Source organism: Microbulbifer agarilyticus S89 (genome assembly GCF_000220505.1).
Lineage (GTDB): Bacteria > Pseudomonadota > Gammaproteobacteria > Pseudomonadales > Cellvibrionaceae > Microbulbifer > Microbulbifer agarilyticus_B.
The window spans coordinates 138,885-159,189 of the sequence record NZ_AFPJ01000036.1 but is presented as its reverse complement, the minus strand read 5'-3'; the positions used below and the strand labels follow the sequence as shown (position 1 = coordinate 159,189).

Genomic DNA, 20,305 nt, shown 5'->3' with positions numbered 1-20,305 from the left:
ACCCACCGGTGTTGATGAAAAACTGAGCGTAATTATACCGGTACTGAGGGGTTTTGTACGGCATTGTGTTGCGCTTGTGCAGCATCCCCCGATTTAGCATCGGCTGCGGTCTGCCAGTGCAAGATCGCTTCCACCCGGCTACTGCCCGCCGCGAAGTGCAATTCAGAGCAAACCGTGCGCAGCAGCGCCAACCCGCGGCCGGCGTAGATAGAGCCTGCATCGCGCTCTGCGGAGAAGCCTTGACCACTGTCTTCCACCACCAGAGTCAGGCTTCCGCCCTCCCCGTCTTCCAGGCAAGACAGGGAAATGCTCACCCAACCCGAGTCCAAATGGCTACGCCGCTCCGCCATCAGATCGTAATATCGAACAAACCCATCATCTGAGCCCTTGATTGAGGAATCGAGTTCCAACACACCATGCTCCAGCGCATTGCGGAACAACTCTCCCAGCGCAATCGCCAGATCTTCCTGAAACCGCGCAGCACCGGGCATCTGCACCACCACGCTCAGCAGTTGCGGCAATGGATCTGCCTGTCGCAGCTCCGTGTGACCAAGACGGAAACGAATCGACCAGTCACCTATCCGCGTGCCCTTGCGATCCCCGGCCACCTCCTGCGGCAGACTGCCACCGCGACACAACCCAGGATCCGTCAAGTCCAGCTCCACCAGGGACAGGTCATCGTGCTGCTCCGCCGCGTGCGCATTCACCGCCATGAGAATCTGTTCAAACACCTGTTCGTCATGTGGCCGCTCACTTTGCAACAGCGACAGCAGGCGTGCCTCACCAAAATGCTCACCGCGACTGTTGCGCGCCTCGTGAATGCCGTCACTCCACAGGAACAGGCGATCGCCCGGTGACACACGCACATTCACGATCGCGGAATCCACGTTATCCGTCGCCAGCACCCCCAAAGGTAAATGCCGGGATTCGATCATTCGCAGGGAACCGTCGGCGCGCTTCAGGCAGGGGCTGGGCATTCCCGCATTCAACATGCGCAGGTGCAGGCGGCGCGGGTCGAATTCCATGATTGCCAGGCAACAAAACATCTGACGCGGCAGGATATCGTGCAACTTGCGGTTAATTTCCCGCGCTACGCGAGCAAAAGAAAAGCCCCGAGGGATCATCGAATAGAATATAGAGGTAAGCGGAACCGCCCCCACTGCCGCAGCCAGCCCGTGCCCGGCAAAATCCCCCAACATCAGAATCAGCTTGCCGTCGGGCGCGTAGGTCGCCGCCAGTAAATCACCGTTGAGTACGGCGCGCGGAGAAAGGTGATAGCGGATCGCCGGTGTGTCATCCAGGCAACTCTCATTGCCCAAATTGCCAAATATTTCCCGCGCGTTCGCCTGTTCCTGAAGGAAGTCTGCATGGTGCCGACGCAGCCGGTCACGCTGCGCCATCAGCGAGCGGCTGAACTCGCCAAAGCGCCAAATGGCCCCCAATTTCAGCGCCACGAGCGAGCGGCTATAGGGCTTGGTCAGAATATCGTCGCAATCTGCCCGATACAGGGGCTCGGCGGGACTTTCCTGTGCGTCCTGCACCGCAAGAATCGGTACCGGTTCCACCCCCATGGACTGGCGCAACTGGCGCACAGGCTCAGATGGCGTTTCCCGCGCGGCAACCGGACCAAAGATGATTAGGTTGGGAGGGAAATGCTCGCAGGAGGCCAGTGCAGCCTCGGCGCTGGGTATGCACAGGGTCGACGCCGGGGGAACATTCTCAGCAGTACTTTTATACTCCCACTGCTGGATGAGTTGTTGCAGCTCCGCGGACTCGGATGGGTCACTTTCGATAATGAGGATGCGGAAGGCTGGCATCGGGGCAAAGCGCTTCAGCAGATGCTGAAAATTTGATCGAAATTGGAAACGTGCAGTATGTGGGACACGTGCGCGTTTGCATTCATCAGCTCTACCCTAGGCGGCTCTCCCTCATGGCCAAGCTCAACACAATAGTCTCGCAATAACAGGAGCATGCCCAAGGCTGCACTATCCAGATGTTCTGTTGCGGACAGGTCCACCAGAAACACCTTCGGTGCTGGACTGACATTGCGGTAGGCGCGCTGGAAGTCGCGGTGGATATTAAAGTCAAAGTTGCCAGCGACACGAATCACCAGCTCTTCACCACCAGCAGACACTTCCGAGCTGACTCGGCTCTCAAACCTCTCCGAAACCACCATTTGCGGATCCTGTCCTGCCTCATCCTTAACTATTGCGAAACCTGATTCCGCCAATATACACCCAGCTGCAGAGGGTGAAAACCGGCAAAGCTGACAAGGCGACAGCAGGTACTTTGCCCAGGATAAATCGCCCCTCAAGGACCAGCTGCAACAGCCCCCTATCTCAATCGGCTACCGGTAAAACGCAAAAAGGGTGCCTATGGCACCCTTTGGCTGCTCCCGGCTATTTTCTATACAGAACAGAAATGCGGGGCGAAAAATTTTGACCGGACTAGACCCGGTAAAGGAAGACTCAGCAGAATGTCTCTTCTTAATGCTGTTGAGTCAAAGGGACTCACACAAATTCGAAGAGAGAATCGTGGTCAGAAGTCGTATTGATAATCCATAAGTTCCCGCCGGAGGCGTTGTTCCTCCAGTCGATCCTCCACCATGCGTCGTGCGTCACGGGGACTCTCCGGGGTATAGAGCAGACTCTCTTCAAGAGAGGAATCAGATCCACCAAAATCCATGTCATTTTCGATTACGTTGCCGCTCATAGAAAACTCCACAATCTCGATCTGCCGGGGCAGAAACTCTTTGTCTGTTTTTGTTGTGCAATCGCAGATTAGCCAGCTCCGGCTTTTCTGGTCAAGCAACTTTTGCGCTACAGGAACAGGTTTTCCCAAGGGGTTACACTCCGGCGCCCTTTGCGTCGCACAGGGCCCAAAAGCCCGGTCCTCTCCGCTCCGCAGCTCGCGCCAAAATAACGACATTTTGTTACCAATTTGCGAAATTTTTTCGCCAAATTGATACAGGAAGAAAACTTTCGGTCGGAGAGAAATTGGGTAACCCCTGTGGCGCAAAACGTTACGCTTGGTGACAAGGGAAAGACCGCCATAAAACGATCCGAGATGACAGGTAGCTGGCGTCAGGCCGAAAGTGAGGGACCGCATTCGATGACAGGGCCTGCGCCAGTGGTTAGAATGCCTGCCTCTTGTACCGCCAGCCTGCCCGGGCGTTAGCCCGAAGTAGTCAGCACTGATCAAGAGTACGCCCTCGTCGGTTAACAGGATAAACCACGGACCTCCTAAGTCCGGACTGGTGGTTCGAGTCCACCCGGGGGCGCCATAAACTGATAAGACATGTCCCGACCATAATCCTTTCCACGGTGGCATTCCGAGATGGCATCCCGAACGCTCAACCCTACGTTCTTGGCCCTGGTTTTTCTGGCAGGCGTTGGGCCACTGATTTCGGAGCATGCCGAGAACCTGTTGCGATTTGACCGCGAGGCGATCATCGCCGGCCAGTACTGGCGACTGCTAAGCGCTCACTTTTTACACACCAACCTGGCACACGCCGTCATCAATGCGGGGGCCTGCACAGTCCTCTGGATTCTCTTCAAGGCGCACTTGCGACCACTACCCTCCTTGGGCCTGCTTTTGCTGATATGCCTGCTGACCGGAATCGCGATCCTTTTCTTTTCACCACACCTGACGCACTACGTGGGTTTGTCCGGCGTTCTCCATGCACTGATCGTTTGGGGCAGCATTAAAGACCTGAGGAATGGTGAGCGATTTGGGCTGGTTCTGCTGGCTGGCGTCTGCGCGAAAATCGCTTGGGAGCAACTGGGTGGAGACACCAGTGCTACCGCTGCACTGATCGATGCCCAGGTCGCCATTGATGCCCACCTTTGGGGGGCACTCGCTGGCTTGATCCTGGCCCTGTATCCGCAGCGCTTTTATCCAACACCTTTCCGCGCACCGCACCGCCCCATACAACCACAGGAATAAGCGGCATCGCGATTTGCCTCACGAAAGAAGCAGCGCATTTGCCGGCGCTCTTTTCAACGCACGGCACACACTTCCAAATTTTTTTCACTACCGCTGCATCCACCTCGGGACATCACCTCGTCAATCTGGCAACCCAAATGGATTTTGGTCGCTGATTCAGCTCACCTCGGCGCCTTGGCGATTCCAAGGCCCGCAGTTTTCGTGCTCATATCGGGTTATTGCACCAGTGGTAACTCGGTCGCATTCGCCAAATTCCACAAAAATTGAAACTACGCGAATAGAACGATGAAGAAAAAAATCTTGAATGTGATGGCCCCGGTTCTCGTCATTGCGGCCTCATTCGGCGCCGTACAATGGATGTCCGCAGCAAAACCGGAGCCTGAAAAGAAGGAAGAGGAACAGCGTTTGATTTCGCTGGTTACTTCAGAGGCCCGTGCCGAACCGGTGCAATTAAGCGTAACCACACAAGGTGAAGTGCGCGCCCATACCGAAATCAACCTGACGCCTCAGGTATCCGGGCGCATTACCGCCATCGCTGAGCGCTTTGCGGAAGGCGCCGGTTTTGAAGCCGGCGAAACCCTGATTCAAATCGACGATGCCGATTATCGGCTGGAGGTTGCCCAAGCCGAGGCGCGTGTAGCGCAGGCAGAGGTGCTGTTACTGCAAGCCCAGGCCGCCGCTGCGATCAAACGCCAGCAGTGGTTGAACCTGAACCCGAATAAAGAACCCACCCCGCTGCAGGTAAACAAACCGCAGGTACTGGAAGCAGAAGCAAATCTGCGTGCCGCCAAAGCTGCGCTGACCGATGCGAAAATGGACCTAGCCCGTACCAAGATTCACCTGCCCTATCGCGGCCGTGTGCTGAGTCGCGAGGTGGGTGTTGGCCAATACGTGACCGCTGGCACATCGCTGGGCCGTGTATTCGCTACCGACCGGGTGGAAATTCGCCTTCCGCTGACCGACAACCAGCTGCAGGAGCTCGGTTTGCCACTAGGCTTCGTCGCTGGCGACAACAACCCAGGTCCGGAAGTAAAACTCTCCGCCCTGGTAGGTAACCATGAGCAGCAGTGGCACGGACGTATTGTGCGCACCCAGGCCACGATTGATCAGCAAACCCGCCTGATTTATGCGGTGGCGGAAGTTGCCGACCCTTATGGCAAGGGCGCCAGTGATGGTGTGCCGCTGGCGGTTGGTTTGTTTGTAAATGCAGAAGCGGCATCCACCGCGGAGCGCAACGCCATCGTGGTTCCCCGCGAAGCGCTGCGCAGCGCCGACAAAGTCTACGTTGTCGACGCGGATAACCGTCTGAATATTCGTACCGTCGAGGTGCTTTCCACTTCCGAAAACCGTGTAGTGATCGCCGCCGGTGTTGCCGATGGCGAGCGCGTTGTGACTTCCACCATTGCCAACCCGGTGGAAGGCATGGAAGTGCAACCAATCACCCAACTGGCTCGTCGATAAGGACTCACACCCATGAATAGTTTGATTGCATGGTGGGCCAGTAACCGGGTTGCCGCCAACCTCGCCATGATTGGCATTCTTGTCGCCGGCGTTATTGGTTTTTTCAGCATGGAACGGGAAATGGACCCACAGGTTCGTTTCCCGGGACTCGAGATTAATGTGTCCTGGCCGGGCGCTGCTCCACAGGAAGTGGAAGAGCAAATCGTCTCGCGTATCGAAGAAGCGGTGAGCGAGCTCGATAATATTGAATGGATTCGCTCCACCTCCTCTGAGGGATATGGCGGCGTGTACATCCTCGCCGAAACCACCGTCGATTTTTCCCGTTTTATGAACGATGTAAAAATCCGCGTGGACGGAATTTCGTCATTTCCCCGCGGTATTGAGCCACCGCAGGTCCACCAGTGGGTTAACCGCCAGGAATTTATCCGCGTGGCGGTACACGGTGACCTGAGCGAGCGCGAGCTGAAGCGCCTGGCGGAACAACTGCGCCGCGAAGTGGCCACCCTACCCGCGATTTCCATCGTGCAGCTGTTCGGCACGCGCATGGAAGAAGTCTCCATCGAGGTCAGCGAGCAGGCCCTGCGCCGCTATGGCATGACCTTCCAGGAACTTGCCGATGCCATCCGCGCCAACTCCATTAACCAGTCCGCCGGCACCGTGCGCACCGAAGTCGGCGCCTATCAGCTGAAAGTGCGCAAGCAGGCAGATACCGAGCAGGAGTTTGCCAACATCATCGTCCGCCAGACCGCCGATGGCGGCACCATCCGCGTGGGCGACGTAGCCACGGTTGTTGACGGCTTTGAAGATAACGAAATCCTGGCCACCCTGAATGGTGAGCCAGCGGTGCTGCTGCAGGTCATGAGCACCGAGACCATGGACATCGTTACCGCCTCCGACTCCATTCGCAAATGGATTGCCGAGCGGAAAAAGACCCTGCCCGCGGGTGCCGAGCTGACGCTGTGGACAGATAACGCAGAAGAATTTAAAGGCCGCATGGAAACCATCAGTAGCTCTGCCTTTATGGGTCTGCTGCTGGTATTGCTGGTGCTGGTATTCAGCCTGCGCCCCAAGGTGGCCTTCTGGGTATCGGTGGGTATTGGTACCGCCTACGCCGGCGCCTTTGTCCTGCTGCCGAGCGTTGGTGTTTCCCTGAACATGCTGTCTACCTTCGCGTTTCTGCTGGTACTCGGCATCGTGGTAGACGACGCAATTGTGGTGGGCGAAAGTATCCATACGGAATCCCACAACCCGGAACACCGCGGTAATAGCCTGAGTGCGGCAACCCTGGGCACCCAGTTGGTGGCGAAGCCGGTTATCTTCGCGGTACTGACCACCATCCTCGCCTTCCTGCCATGGATTTTTATCAGTGGATCTACCAGTGAGTTCACCCGCCATATTACCTGGGTGGTAATCCTGGCCCTGCTGTTCTCCCTGATCGAATCACTGTTTATCTTGCCGGCGCACCTTAACAACCTGAAGCCGCGGGAAAACCCGGGCCGTTTCGGCCGCCTGCAACAAAAGATCGCCAACGGCATTGTGTACGTTGCCCAGAACCACTACCGCCGTATTGGCCAGTGGGCAGTGGGCCGTCGTTACCTCACCTTGAGCATTTTTGTGGGGGCAATGTTTATCGGCTTCGGCGCATTCGGTAGTGGCTGGGTGAAGAAAAGCTTTATGCCGGAAATCGAATCCGACCAGATTATCGTGAACGTGGTCATGCCAGAGGGCGCGCCTTATAGTCGCGCACTGGAAATCCTCGCCCAGCTTCAGGATGCGGAGAAGCGTCTGGAAGAAGAGGTCAACCAGCGCACCAATGGCGAAGGCGCACTGATCGAAAACTGGTACACGCGCTCACGTCGCGACAGTGTGGTGGCCATCGTGCAGCTGGCACCGCCAGAAACCCGTGACATGACTGCCAAGGACGCCGCCCTGCGCCTGCGTGAGCTGCTCGGTGAGATTCCAGACGCCAAAGAGGTATCAGTACAGTACTCGTTCAATAATAACGGGCCGGGTTTTGAACTCTCTATTCGCCATCCGGATCTCGACGTGCTGCGCGATGCAACCGCCGAACTGGAAGCCCAGCTGCGTACCTACGAAAGCCTCTATGACGTGCGCAACAACCTGGAAGGTGCCTCGGAAGAAATCCGTATCGACCTGAAACCAGGCGCCACCAAACTCGGCCTGACCCTGGCCGAAGTCAACCGCCAGGTGCGCCAGGCCTATTTCGGTGAGGAAGTGCAGCGCCTGCCCCGCGGAGGCCAGGACGTAAAAGTGATGGTGCGCTATCCCCTGGAGTCGCGTCGCTCCATTGAAAGTCTGAAGGACTTCCGTGTACGCACCAGCGATGGCCGTGAAGTGCCACTGCTGGCCGTCGCCGACCTGGAATACGCACCGGGCATCAAGCGCATTCAGCGTTGGAACGGCAACCGTGCCGCCCGTGTGATGGCGGACCTGAAAGATGATGTGCGCGGTGACATCATGAAGGACCTGAATGAAAACTTCTTCCCGGACTGGGAAGCCCGCTACCCGGGTATCGTGCGCGGTGCGGTCGGCCAGGCGGAAGGTGAAAAACGCTTTATTCAGGAAGTGCTCGGCCTGTACACCATGGCATTCTTCGCCATGTACAGCCTGCTGGCGGTCGCATTCCGCAGCTACTTCCAGCCCATCCTGATCCTGATCGCGATCCCCTTCGCATTTGTCGGCGCGATCCTGGGCCACGGTGTGATGGGGATGACCATGGCCATCTTCAGTTACTTCGGTATCGCCGCGGCGGCCGGGGTAGTGGTTAACGACAACCTGGTATTGATGGACCACTGTAATCGCCTGCGGGAGAAAGGCATGGAGCCGATCAAGGCCGTGGTCGAAGCGGGCGTGGCGCGTTTCCGCCCGATCCTGCTGACCACCGTCACCACCATTGTTGGCCTGCTGCCGATGATGCTGGAGCGCAGTATTCAGGCCGCCTTCCTGCAGCCCATCGTGGTGGCACTGGCATTCGGTGTATTCGTGGCCTTCTTCGTCACCTTGCTACTGGTCCCGGCCATGTACGGTATTGGTGTCGATATCAGTAACCTGGCTTCTCGCACGACAAACGCGGTGAAGCGAAAACTGACGGGCAGCCCCCAGGCGCCAGCCACCGAAGTCTGACCGGCTCAGTTGCGCTGTTAACCAAGGCCCGCGGAGAGTAATCCGCGGGCCTTTTGCTTTTCTGTCACCCCTACAATTCCGCATTTACAGTGTGCAGGCCACTGACTGGCGCTCGACTCCGCGCACCTGTCCCACAGTTTCCTAAAGTTAGCCTGCCAACGTTGGGTTAACTTCGCCCGTTATCTCCTGCGGTTGGCACCTGATGTTGTGCGCCCTCTCAATGTTGCTGACAATGCTGCTGAGGCCGCTACCAATCATTCACCAGCTGGTATGGGAAGCAACTCCATGATGCGCGCCACCACCCTTTTCCTCATAAGCATGCTCTTGCCGCTCACCGCACTCGCCGACAAGATTGTGCACGACGCCGAGTACTACGTGCTGAAACTCCAACACGGCGATAAATGGAGACAGGAAGATCAGGAACTGGATCAAAAACTCCGCCAGCTGCGCCAAAAATATGGCCGCCCACCCAACATCGTGTACCTGCTGTGGGATGACACCGCATTCGGCGCCGTGGGCTTCCCCGCCCTGCAGAAGAACTTCGGCTACACCACGCCAAATATCAACAAAATGGCTGCTGAGGGTATCAATTTCACCCGTATGTACAGCGAACCTTCCTGTACGCCCACCCGTGCCGCCTTCCTTACCGGGCGGCACCCGGTGCGCCACGGTATGGGAGTTGTCGGTATGCCCCATGAGTTTTCCGGCATGCGCGAGGAGGAAGTTACCATCGCCGAGGTCCTGTCCAAGAGCGGCTATGCCACCGCATTTTTCGGCAAGGGGCACCTTGGGGATATCGAAGAAAGCTACCTACACAACCAGGGGTTTGACGAAGCACTGTTTACCCCAATGAACCAAATCACCTCCCTGTATAACCCGCAGGCCAACGCGGTAAATGCCGTATTGGGGTATGCCAAGGAAATCTATCCGCCGGACCCCTACCGCCTGGATAACCCCGGATTAATTCCCGAAGGCTGGGTAATGAATATCGAGGGCAAAAAGGGAGAGCAAGGCAAAGAATGGTGCGGTACATCCAACGAGTGTTTCGCCAAACTGGACCCGGAAGCAGAGCGCCGCACCATCGATTTTATTCGACGCAATGCAGAAGCAAAAAAGCCATTTTTCGTGGCCTACTGGCCCAACTTTCTCAACTTCCTCGCCGTCTACAATCCAAAAAATTCGGTGGCCGGCCTGATGGTTGCCGACGCCTTCCCCGCGGTAGACGACTTCGTTGGCCAGCTGATGGAAGAACTCAAAACGCTGGGTATTGTGGAGAACACCCTGTTTATCGCCATGGCAGATAACGGCCCCATGGTCCACAGTCCTCCCACCGGCTGGGGCATGCTGCCGATGCTGTATCGCGGCGGCAAGGGGGATTTCACCGAAGGGGGCGTGCGAGTGCCGGCATTTGCCTGGTGGCCCGGAATGATTGAGCAGGGGCAAACCGTCGGCGACATCATCCACGTCACCGACCTCTACACCACCTTCGCCCGCCTCGGCGGCGCCAAGGACAATATCCCAACTGACCGCGTGGTGGATGGTCTCGACCAAACCGCTCTGCTGCTGAAGGGCGACACCCACAGCCGGCGCGACTATGTATTTATCTACGCGGGGCACGAACTCGGTGCCACGGTAAAAGGCCGCTATAAACGCCACTGGATTGGCGCGGGTGATGTGGCCGCATCCGGTATGCCCGAGGCCTATTTCGACCTGTATATGGACCCGCGGGAAGAAAATCCGCAGCTGACCCCACTGATTCATACTCAGGGTCAATTTAACCGCATGGTTGCCCGGCACGAGCTAATGAAAAAGAAATATCCGGATGTGCCCAATGCCAAAGGCATCCCCTACACCGGACTGTCCAATGCGCGCCCGGAGACCAAAGCGATCGCCGAGCGGGTCAAGCAAGTGACGGAAGAGTTACCTTTCTCGGTAGAAAACTATCTCGACTTCTATTTGCCCGGATCAGACAAGGGAGGTGATTGGGGACACTAGCTTTTCCTATCTTTCTCTACACAAGAAGTCGTGCATACAAAAAGGCCGGTGAGCAACTCGCAATTGAGTCGCTCACCGGCCTTTCTTAATTAAAGATGAATTAGAAGCTCTTCAGCGTATTTTTAAAGACCTCGCCATCCTTCATCACGAACTGCACATTTTCCATTACGGAAATATCTTCCAGCGGGTTACCTGGTACCGCGACCAGATCCGCAAGCTTACCCACTCGGATACTGCCCAGGTCTTCCTGTTTACCCAGCAGTTCCGCCGCATTGATGGTAGAAGCCTGCAAGGCCTGCAGCGGTGTCATACCAAAAGTCACCATACGGGAGAACTGGCGCGCATTCTGGCCATGCGGATACACCGCCGCATCGGAACCGAAGACCATTTTCACGCCGGCTTCCACCGCGTAGCGGAAGCTCTCACGTTGCTTGCCACCAACACGACGCTCCTTCTCCAGGCTCTCCGGCAGAATGCCCGCCTTTTCGCCCTCGGACAGAATGTACTCGGTTACGTAAATGTCCATGGACAGCACGGTGCCGTGCTTTTTCGCCAGGCGGATCGCCTCTTTATCCAGGAAGCTGGCGTGCTCCACAGAATCCACACCCGCACGAATGGCAGCTTTGATACCGGCAGTGCCGTGCGCATGTGCCGCCACGGTAGTGCCACGGTTGTGTGCCTCGGTCACCGCCGCCTGCATTTCTTCAAGTGCCAGCTGCTGGGCGCCCGGCTCGGTGCCCTTGGACATAACACCACCGGTGGCGCACAGCTTGATCAGGTCGGCCCCGTACTTCAGGTTTTCACGCACCTTGGCCCGCACCGCCCAGGGGCCATCGGCAACGCCGCCACCGACCGCATCGTATTCCGCCGGCAGCAGGTTGTTATCGCAGTGCCCACCAGTAATGCCGATCGACGGACCGGAAACGAACAGGCGCGGCCCCGGAATATCGCCATCATTAATCGCATCCCGCAGTGCCACATCCGCGTAGCCACCCGCTCCCAGGTTGCGCATGGTGGTAAAACCTTTATCCAGCGAGATGCGGGCATTCTTGGCCCCGGTGAGCGCCGAGCGCACGGAAGATACCGCCAGGCGACGGTAGCCATGGGTATGCGCATCCCCCGTAAGATGTACGTGCATATCCATTAGCCCAGGCACCAAAGTAGTGCCTGGCAGGCGAATCGCATCCTCGGGCACTTCACCATTGGCCGTGACTGCGGTGATCCGGTTGCCATCTACGGTAACCACCGGGGCTTCGATAACCTTGCCGGTTTCCACGTCGATCATGCGGTCGGCGCTAATGTGAGTAATCGCCAGCGCTGGAGCGCTGAATAAGCCGAGCATGATGGCAGAGCGGCGGAGGTAAGTTTTGAGTGACATTTAGGCACCTGGGTGTTTTGTTTAATTATCGTCGGCGGACGTTTTGCAGTGATCAGCGCGGCTGGAGTTTCAGTAATTTGCCCTGGTCGCTATCGGTCAGCAGGTAAATAGCACCATCCGGGCCCACCCGCACATCACGAATGCGCTCTTCAAGATCCGCAAGCAGTTCCTGCTGTGCAATTGGCTTGCCATCTTCCATCTCTACCAGCCGCAAATGACGCGCAGCCAGAGCCGCTACTAGCAGATCGCCATCCCAATGCGGAAACAGCTCGCCTCGGTAAAGGGCAAGGCCTGCCGGAGCAATGGACGGAGTCCAGTGCATGAGAGGCGACTCCATACCCTCGTACTCAGTAAACGGTGAAATAATTGCACCGGAGTAATCCTTACCGTAGGTGGCAACCGGCCAACCGTAGTTTTTGCCCGCCTGCAGGATATTGACCTCATCGCCTCCGGCAGGACCATGCTCATGCATTATTACGCTGTCGCTGGCCGCGTCGTACACCAGCCCCTGCGGGTTGCGATGGCCGTAGGTCCAAACCTTGGCGCCCGCACCCTGGCTACTCGCGTAGGGGTTATCCGCCGGCACGCTGCCGTCGCGATTGATGCGCACGACCTTGCCCAACAGGCCATCCAGCTTTTGCGCATCCTCGCGCATATCGAAGCCGTCACCGGTTGTCAGCAGCAAGGTGCCATCGGGCAGGAAGGTCATACGGCCCCCGAAATGCACCGGGGTATCCTTGAGTGGCTCGACGGTGAATATCGGCTGCAGATCCTGCAGGCGCGCGTCGCGCAGGATAGCCCGGCTAATGCGTGTGCCATTGGCCTTGTCGGTGCCATGCGCATACGAGACAAACACTTCGCCGGTTTGCGCAAAATCGGGAGCGGGCAGTACTTCAAACAGCCCCCCCTGGCCTTTTACGTAGATCTCCGGAAGCCCCGCAATCTCACGCAGGTTGCTGCCATCCGCGTCCAGCATTACCAGGCGCCCACCGCGCTCCGCCACCAGCATGCGGCCGTCGGGCAGGAAGGACAGCCCCCAAGGCAGCTGCAAGTCTGTATTCAACTCGGTAATCGTAAAGGCATCACTGTTGATCGCCTCTCGCACCGGTACATCGTGCGGGGGGGTAGCCATCGCGAGGGCGGAACATAGAGCGAGGGATATTAGGCCCGCCCATACACTGACTCTATTTGGCACTTGCGCACTCCATTTATGGTTGCGAAAACTATAACGCAGAACCAATTGCCACTACAGAGGATGAGACCGGAACCCCCTCCAAACCTTCGCGTGACGTCAAACTTGTGCGATAGTCGCACTATGGATAAAGAAAAACCCGTTGTACGTAAATCGATCGTCTTGCTGTCTTATCTGGTGGCGGTAATCGTGGCCTTTCTGTTAAGCAGCATCATTCATACTCAGGTAGTTCTGTCAGGCCTGACTGATCTCGGCGTACAGATCGGCTGGCAGGATCGACTTGTGGCTACCGGGCGGGATATCGCCGGCTTGCTGCCCGGTTATGGAACGGTTATTGCCGTCGGGCTGGCAATCGGCTTTTTGATGATGGGCTTGCTGCGTCGTTTTACCGGTTTGCCTGCTGCGGTTGTTTACCCGATTGGTGGAGTGCTTGCTTATCTGGCTTTCTTTGCTGCGATGCACCCGATCTTTCATGTGAGCCTGATCGCCAGTACACGGGATGTGTGGGGGCTTATAGGACAATGCCTGGCGGGTTTGATAGCGGGTATTGTGTTTGCTTACGGTTGTCAGCAAGCGGTAGCGAGCAAAAAGCCGGCCTGAAGCGAATCTAATAACATTCATCAGCGCAGCCATGTATAGCCCTTCTCTGCTTCTTTTGTTCACTCCACTCTATCTATGGGCCAGTGTTCAGTCTGTGATCATGAGCCAGCTTATTCTGGTGGTGAATCGCTGTGTGGCAAATATCTTTTTAGCGCTGTTCTTTCTGTTCACCGGTATAAACGCGGTGTTTCAGTACCTACTGGTTTTCACTGATTTTCGTCTGACCCACCCGGAATACGTGTTCGTCTCAGATGCCATCGGCCTTTGCTATGGTCCGGTGCTGTACCTCTACTATCGCTATCTACTGCGTGAGCATTTTTGCCTCCGTGACTTGTTCCACTTTGTTCCAGCAACCCTGTTTCTGGCCTACTTCTTCCTTTACGAGCTGGGCTACGCCGGCCCCTTCCAATACGAGAACTACATCGATCAGCCTCAACATGTGGCCGTGCTCTGCGCGATCATGCTCTCGAATCTGGTCTATCTATCCCTGTGCCTATTTTCAATTCGTGAGCGAAAGAGCGGAAGGCGTAACCATGAGTTTCGCCTGATTACACTACTGGATTTCCTGATCGGCGCACTACTTCTGAAGAGCATATTCAATATCTTCGTGTTCGGATTCCACTCTATCCTCGGCACAGAGATTATGGATATTGTCCGCACCGCCAAAGACACGGTGTTTATTGGCACCAATCTGGTGATTATTACCGGGGCGCAACTTTTCTTTATGCGCTATCCCGAGGTGCTCAATCGGGATTGGTTTGAAAACACCGCAACTACTGCAGAGGCGAGCGCTCAATCTGTGAACGATGACGAGGAATTACGAGCACCAACGACCGTTTTCGCAAGCCCCAAGCAACCAGCTCCCGTGGCCAGCGCACCGGCCCCTGCGCAGTCGTCGCCAACGGAGACAACCACCAGCACACAACGCCCCCAAATCCCCGATGCACAGGCGCAAGCCTGTATCGAGAAACTCAACCGGCTGCTCGATGAAAAGCGCATGTTCCTGAACGCGGAACTGTCAGAAAAGGACCTCGCAGAAGCCCTTGGCGTGCCCTCTTACTATCTGTCGAAAGTCCTTAACCAGCACGTGGGCAAGCGCTTCAACGAGTACATTAACGAACGCCGGGTGGCAGAGGCGCAGCGGCTGCTTACCTCAAAAGACACCGCCAATCGCACCATGTTCGCGATTTCCCTGGACTCCGGATTCAAGTCGGAATCGGTGTTCTACACCAACTTTAAGAAATTTACTGGCTGCACCCCCCGCGCCTACAAACTGCAGCACACCGCCACAAAAGGCTGACGGCAGGAAGCTGCCGTTAGCTTTGTTTGCAAAAGTGCCCCCCGCCCCAGCCAACCATCTCTATCGCCTCAGCGGCCGCCGAAGTTGCCCATTGGCGCACAATAACACCCGTGGTGCGTACTTTTGATTCGATATGAGTTGATTGTGATTGCTTTTGAAATATACTGATCGTCGCAGTACCGGTCTCCCGATGCTGTCTGCTGCCTGCTGTTTCGGTAGCCGTGCCAGAAGTGGATGACCACTCGGGGGCCGAGCGCCGGCCCGCACACTCACAAAAATAATAAGTAGGCGATCATGAGAAAACTTCTATTGGGCAGCATAGCCATGCTATGCCTGCAGCCGAGTTTCGCCCAACAGCACTGGGAACCCCTGAATCCCGGCGCGGGCGGTCAAGTCCAGGATGTGGTAGCCGACCCCAACCAGGCCAACGTGGTGTATATGGCCTCGGATATGGAAGGTGTATATAAAAGTATCGACAACGGCGAGCACTGGCACATCACCGGCCACCTGGTAAATAACCGGGTGTTTTCTGTCACCGTTAAACCCGGCGATTCCGACGAGGTGTTCGTGGGCACACTGTATGGCCTGCACACCTCAAACGATGGTGGTGCAAGCTACCGTCTAGTGCCGGAAACCGAAAACCGCTCCATAGGCGCCGTGTCGTTCAAGCCCGACAACCCCAGTCATGTTATTGCCGCACCCGGCTGGCGCGACGATGACGACTTTATCGGCAAGTTCGGTGAGTCCAGCACCGGCCCCGGCACCATCTTCCTGTCGCAAAACGGCGGGGCCAGCTGGCAGGAGATCACTTTCAGCAGCGACACGGCCCGCGACCGCAACATCTACACCGTCAGTTTCGACTCGAGCAACCCGCAAGTTGTGTACCTGGGATCCAACAAAGGTGTGTTCAAGAGTACCGATGCGGGGTTCAACTGGACTCGCCTGCCCAACCCGGCCAGTGACCGCCCGCGCAACCGCGGCGTGGCAGTGAGCCCAGATGGCAAGGTGCTGTACGCGAGCTACTCCACCGATGTGGCGGACGTGCGCTATAACAGCAACTGGCTGCTGTACGCCACGCGCACCGACAATATCAGCTGGCAGCAGATTACCGGAGGCCTCGAAGGCAACCGTCGTTACTGGTATCCGGAGGTGGACCCACGCTCGACCGGCGACAGCCACAAAGTATTGCTCGGCGCGGTGAAAGACCGCTTCGGTCTTTACGAGGGGACCTTCAACTGGAGTGCGGACGGTACCCTGGATCAGTTTTACTGGCAGAAAATTTGGGACGCCTACGATGGCAGTTACGACATGGGTTGGGATTTTGCCAACCCACCAAACGCGCGATTTGCCCACTACACGCCGGCCACCGGCGGTTGGGAGCGCGGTGTCTGGTCCACCACCAACCAGACCATGTTTTATGCCAGTCACGACGCCAGTAGTGACAACTTTACCTGGTACAACAAGTACTCCACACCGAACAACAATATTCAGGTGTGGTGGTACGACACTCCCTGGCCGACCTACGCCGGCAAGGGCACCGAAAGTACCTACACCTATGATGTCGCGGTGCACGATAACTACGTGATCCAGGGCCAGGCGGACAACGGCCTGGTAGAGAGCTGGGATGGGGGAATTTCCTGGAGCAACATGCAGCACCGTCGTGCGGGTGGGTTGAACCTGTCCGACGTACAGGCGATGGACATTGCCGACGCCTGGGGCACCCCCACGGTGGTTGCCCAGGCCACGTCCGGCTACGGCGGCGGCGCACAAAACGGTCGCTTGTGGGCGAAAAAACTCGTCAATCACGACCCGAGTGACCAATGGGTGGAACTTGCCGGCGGCCCTTCTGCAAAAGCCGGTCTACCCAAAGGTGTGCTGCGTGATGTTGCGGTGTCTCCGGTGAACCCGGCCAAGGTATTCATGTTCTCCTCCAACTACGGCCTGTACATGGTGGAAGACATCGGACGCGCGCTGGACTATCACGCCCGCGGCGAGGAGCTGCCGGTCACCCTGATTTACGAGGGCTTGAGCAATAGCGATGCGCGCAGCGCGCGCACCATTGCACCCCACCCTACCAATGAAGATGTGGTGTTCTTCAGTTCTACGGGTGGTACCCAGGGCGTGTGGCGCGGTGAGAAACAGGCCGATGGTACCTGGGCTTTTGAGCAGAAGGTCGCCACCTCCGGCTGGGATCACGAAGTCCACGCCTGGGAGCACAACGGCACCGTCTACCTGATGAACTTCGCCAAAGGTGGCGGCCCCGGCCTGACCGATGGCAATAACTGGCAGGTGCTACTCTCCACTGATGAAGGCGAAACTTGGAGCAAGGCCTTTACCCCCGCCGACGCCATGAGCATTCGCCCCACCTCCAATCTGGTGTGGTGGGACGCGGTGGGTGATCGCTTCGGTTTCGCGGGTAAAGGCGGCTCCGCGGCCTATGCCGACAAACTGCTGGTGAGTTACTACGACCACTCGCTGCAGGTCGGCTACGGCGTGTTCCTCGGGACTATCCAAAGCAACGGTTCGGTGACCTGGGAAGACATCACTGGCGACATGCACTTTTCTGGCATGACGGGTTCGCGCTTTATCGAAACCGACGGCATGATGCGCATCTACTCCGCCACCCCTGGTGCCGGACTGTGGCGCACCGACATGCCCGCGCTGCCCCTGCCGGCGAAGCCCGCCAGCGCACCTGCTTCGCCCTCGTCCCTGAGCGGCAACCTGGACGCACCGACCAACACCATCAACCTCAGCTGGAACGACGCTGCCGACAACGAGCAAGGCTTCCGCATCGAGCGCAGTACCAGTGGTGGCAGGTACATGACGGTCGGCCAGGTAGGCACAAACACCACCTCCTACACCGACTTCGACCTCGCCGGTTATACCGACTACACCTATCGCGTTTACGCCTTCAACGATGCGGGCGAGTCCGGCTATTCCAATAGCAGCACCACCACCTCCGGTGAACCGGTGATTCCGCCGGTGCCCTGCGAGCCGGTAAACCTGACTCCGGACGGCCACTTTAGCGGCAGCATGGGCGGCTGGAACCTGTACGTCAATAGCGGTGCCGGTGCGGTAGCCGCTGGCACCACAGGTGTGGAATCCGGTTTTGGCGAGGGTGACGCTCTGCACGTGGCCATCAGCCAGGCCAGCAACACCAATGATGTACAGCTGCAGCGCGGGTTCGGCAAGCTTGAACCGGGCAAGAAATACGCACTGATGTTCACCGCGAAATCCGCTGCAGCGCGCAGCATCGAGGTGAAAATCCACCAGGCCAGTAGCCCGTGGTGGAACATCAAGAATGCCGATGTTTTGCAGCTTACCACCAGCCCGCAAACCTTCACCCTGTTCTACGAACCGGATGTGGACTTTGGCAATCTCAACCTGGGTATATTCCTTGGCGGCAACACCGCCGAGGTGTGGATCGATGACGTCAGCCTGCAGCAGTACTGCGAACAAACTGGTGGCTCCAGCAGCAGTTCCAGTAGTTCGAGCAGTTCCAGTAGTTCGAGCAGTTCCAGTAGCTCAAGCAGTAGTTCGAGCAGCTCCAGTAGCTCAAGCAGCAGCTCCAGCGGTTCAAGCAGTTCAAGCAGCAGTGGCGGTGGATCTACTAGCAGCAGCTCTAGTAGTAGTGGCGGCAGTACTTCCAGTAGCAGTAGTGGCGGCAGCGGCAGCTTTGGTCCTCCCGCAGTCATTACCGTCGACGTGCTTTCCGCAACATCCGCACAGATCAGCTGGAGCGAAGTAACCGACGCAGTGACCTATGACGTCCAACGTCAAATCGCTTCAGAAAGCATCTGGCGTAAAGCCGAGTACGACATCGCCGATACTTCGGTGGTAATCAACGGTCTGGAAGAAAGCGGTACTTACCGCTTCCGCGTCAAGTCCCGTAACGCGGCCGGACAGGCAACCACCTGGACCACTTCCGGTCAGTACACTCTGAGCGACGCCATCACACTGGAAACACCACAAAACCTGAATGCCACCGCGCAGTCTTCCAGTACGATCGCGCTGGCTTGGGATGCCGTGGTGAATGCAGAAAGCTACGAGGTCCAACGTCGTATCGCAGGTGGCAGCTGGGCAACGATTGCGACCCCGGCGGGTGCAGCGGCAACCGACTCCGGTCTCTCAGCAGAAACCACCTACGAATACCAGGTGCGCGCCATTAGCGGCAGCATACAGTCGGACTGGTCCGCGCCCGCGTCTGCAACCACCCAGGTGGAAGCCAGTGGCGAGTTCGGGCCACCCACCGGTCTGGTGGTGGAAGTGCTGTCCAGTACTTCGGTGCGTCTGAGCTGGAACACGGTGGTGGACGCCGTCACTTACGACGCGCAAAAACAACTGCAAGGCGACATCTGGCGCAAAGGAGAGTACGACATCACCGGCACCAGTGTGGTGCTCGACGGCCTCACCGCTGGCGAAACCTATACCTTCCGCGTGAAGTCTCGCCGTGCCAGTGGGCAGGCCTCCACCTGGACCACCTCTACCGCCATTGTGGTGGATGGCGGCCAGGCTCAGGTAACCGAGCAGCCCGCAACCAGCAGCGAAGGAGAGCAGCCCGCAAGGGCTGCTATTTCCCTTAGCTTCTCTTCCCATGCCTTCCTCGCGGAAGGCATTTCTCTCGGCGGCACACTGCACAATATTGCCGTAAGCCTGGATCAGGCGAGCTATGGTGCCGGCAGCGGTCACAAGGCCTACATTAAGCCTGAAGACTACAAGCTGCAGGTCACCCCGCAGCTTGCCAGCGGCAAAATCACCTGCCCGGGCATCGACGGTCCAGGTCTCAAGGGCTTTGATGGTGCGGATGCCATCAACGGTGTGCAATGCCAGTGGAAATCGGCACCCGGTGACAATGCGGACATCGTGCCCTTCGCCCTCGCCCTAACCACTTCCGGTGGAGATGCTTCACCCTACTTCAAAGGCATCAACGAGGACGGAAAAACTCTGCGCGGCGCCATCGCGCCTATCGACAGTACCGGCGCGCCCACTGGCGAGAGCTTCGCTCTGAACCTGACACTGGATCAGCTCTCATACCGCAACGGCAGCAGTCACAAAGCCTGGCTGAAGGCCGAATATGCCGGCCACGGGCTCGATACCAGTGCCCTGGACAACGGTGTGCGTATCGTCAGCTGTAACCATGGCATGACCACCCACCAAGTCGATGGTATTTACGGCCAGAAGCCAGTAGTGACCTGTGAGTGGAAGCGCGGCAATGGCGACCAACCCAGCTGGAACCAGGGCAGCGTGGTACTCCAGTGAAAATAGTCCTTCTTCCACAGTGCCCTTAACC

At 57.5% G+C, this 20,305-nt stretch carries 12 protein-coding genes and 1 tRNA gene; 8 read left to right on the top strand and 5 right to left on the bottom strand.

Annotation, left to right across the window (positions count from 1 at the left end; translation table 11 throughout):
• Positions 1-32: 32 nt before the first annotated feature.
• From AS89_RS17440 to AS89_RS18690, 3 genes are all read right to left on the bottom strand, one after another.
• Positions 33-1,817 carry a SpoIIE family protein phosphatase gene (locus AS89_RS17440; protein ID WP_010132811.1) on the bottom strand — a complete coding sequence of 595 codons (1,785 nt, stop codon included), beginning with the start codon at positions 1,815-1,817 and terminating at the stop codon, positions 33-35.
• Between the two features lie 14 nt (positions 1,818-1,831).
• A complete protein-coding gene (locus AS89_RS0111605; protein ID WP_010132810.1) occupies positions 1,832-2,176 on the bottom strand; it encodes an STAS domain-containing protein in 345 nt (114 codons plus the stop codon).
• Between the two features lie 362 nt (positions 2,177-2,538).
• Positions 2,539-2,841, bottom strand: coding sequence for a PA3496 family putative envelope integrity protein (locus AS89_RS18690; RefSeq protein ID WP_138976397.1), 303 nt, complete (start codon positions 2,839-2,841; stop codon positions 2,539-2,541).
• Positions 2,842-3,207: 366 nt separating this feature from the next.
• On the opposite strand from AS89_RS18690, the gene AS89_RS0111595 reads away from it, so the two are divergent.
• From AS89_RS0111595 to AS89_RS0111575, 5 genes are all read left to right on the top strand, one after another.
• Positions 3,208-3,283 (top strand) — tRNA-Arg (locus AS89_RS0111595).
• A gap of 53 nt (positions 3,284-3,336) precedes the next feature.
• A complete protein-coding gene (gene rrtA / locus AS89_RS17430) occupies positions 3,337-3,945 on the top strand; it encodes a rhombosortase (RefSeq protein WP_010132807.1) in 609 nt (202 codons plus the stop codon).
• Between the two features lie 285 nt (positions 3,946-4,230).
• The gene (locus AS89_RS0111585) at positions 4,231-5,406 is read left to right on the top strand and encodes an efflux RND transporter periplasmic adaptor subunit (RefSeq protein WP_010132806.1); all 1,176 of its coding nucleotides are present in this window, start codon (positions 4,231-4,233) and stop codon (positions 5,404-5,406) included.
• A 12-nt stretch (positions 5,407-5,418) separates the two neighbouring features.
• On the top strand, positions 5,419-8,550 hold the full coding sequence (locus AS89_RS0111580; RefSeq protein WP_010132805.1) for an efflux RND transporter permease subunit: 3,132 nt from the start codon (positions 5,419-5,421) through the stop codon (positions 8,548-8,550).
• Between the two features lie 270 nt (positions 8,551-8,820).
• Positions 8,821-10,545, top strand: a complete 1,725-nt coding sequence (locus AS89_RS0111575) for a sulfatase-like hydrolase/transferase (RefSeq protein ID WP_237709681.1) — start codon at positions 8,821-8,823, stop codon at positions 10,543-10,545.
• Between the two features lie 100 nt (positions 10,546-10,645).
• Here the strand turns inward: AS89_RS0111575 and AS89_RS0111570 are convergent, their stop codons facing one another.
• Together AS89_RS0111570 and AS89_RS0111565 are read right to left on the bottom strand one after the other, a co-directional pair.
• The gene (locus AS89_RS0111570; protein ID WP_010132803.1) at positions 10,646-11,923 is read right to left on the bottom strand and encodes a Xaa-Pro dipeptidase; all 1,278 of its coding nucleotides are present in this window, start codon (positions 11,921-11,923) and stop codon (positions 10,646-10,648) included.
• Between the two features lie 52 nt (positions 11,924-11,975).
• Positions 11,976-13,055 carry a PQQ-dependent sugar dehydrogenase gene (locus AS89_RS0111565; protein WP_050901688.1) on the bottom strand — a complete coding sequence of 360 codons (1,080 nt, stop codon included), beginning with the start codon at positions 13,053-13,055 and terminating at the stop codon, positions 11,976-11,978.
• A gap of 183 nt (positions 13,056-13,238) precedes the next feature.
• On the opposite strand from AS89_RS0111565, the gene AS89_RS0111560 reads away from it, so the two are divergent.
• The 3 genes from AS89_RS0111560 to AS89_RS0111550 all read left to right on the top strand — a co-directional run bounded on the left by AS89_RS0111560 (position 13,239) and on the right by AS89_RS0111550 (position 20,274).
• Positions 13,239-13,715: a hypothetical protein gene (locus tag AS89_RS0111560; protein ID WP_010132801.1), complete on the top strand. Its 477-nt coding sequence runs from the start codon at positions 13,239-13,241 to the stop codon at positions 13,713-13,715.
• Positions 13,716-13,815: 100 nt separating this feature from the next.
• Positions 13,816-15,015, top strand: a complete 1,200-nt coding sequence (locus AS89_RS0111555) for a helix-turn-helix domain-containing protein (protein ID WP_010132799.1) — start codon at positions 13,816-13,818, stop codon at positions 15,013-15,015.
• Between the two features lie 294 nt (positions 15,016-15,309).
• A complete protein-coding gene (locus AS89_RS0111550; RefSeq protein WP_193374573.1) occupies positions 15,310-20,274 on the top strand; it encodes a fibronectin type III domain-containing protein in 4,965 nt (1,654 codons plus the stop codon).
• Positions 20,275-20,305 lie beyond the last annotated feature (31 nt).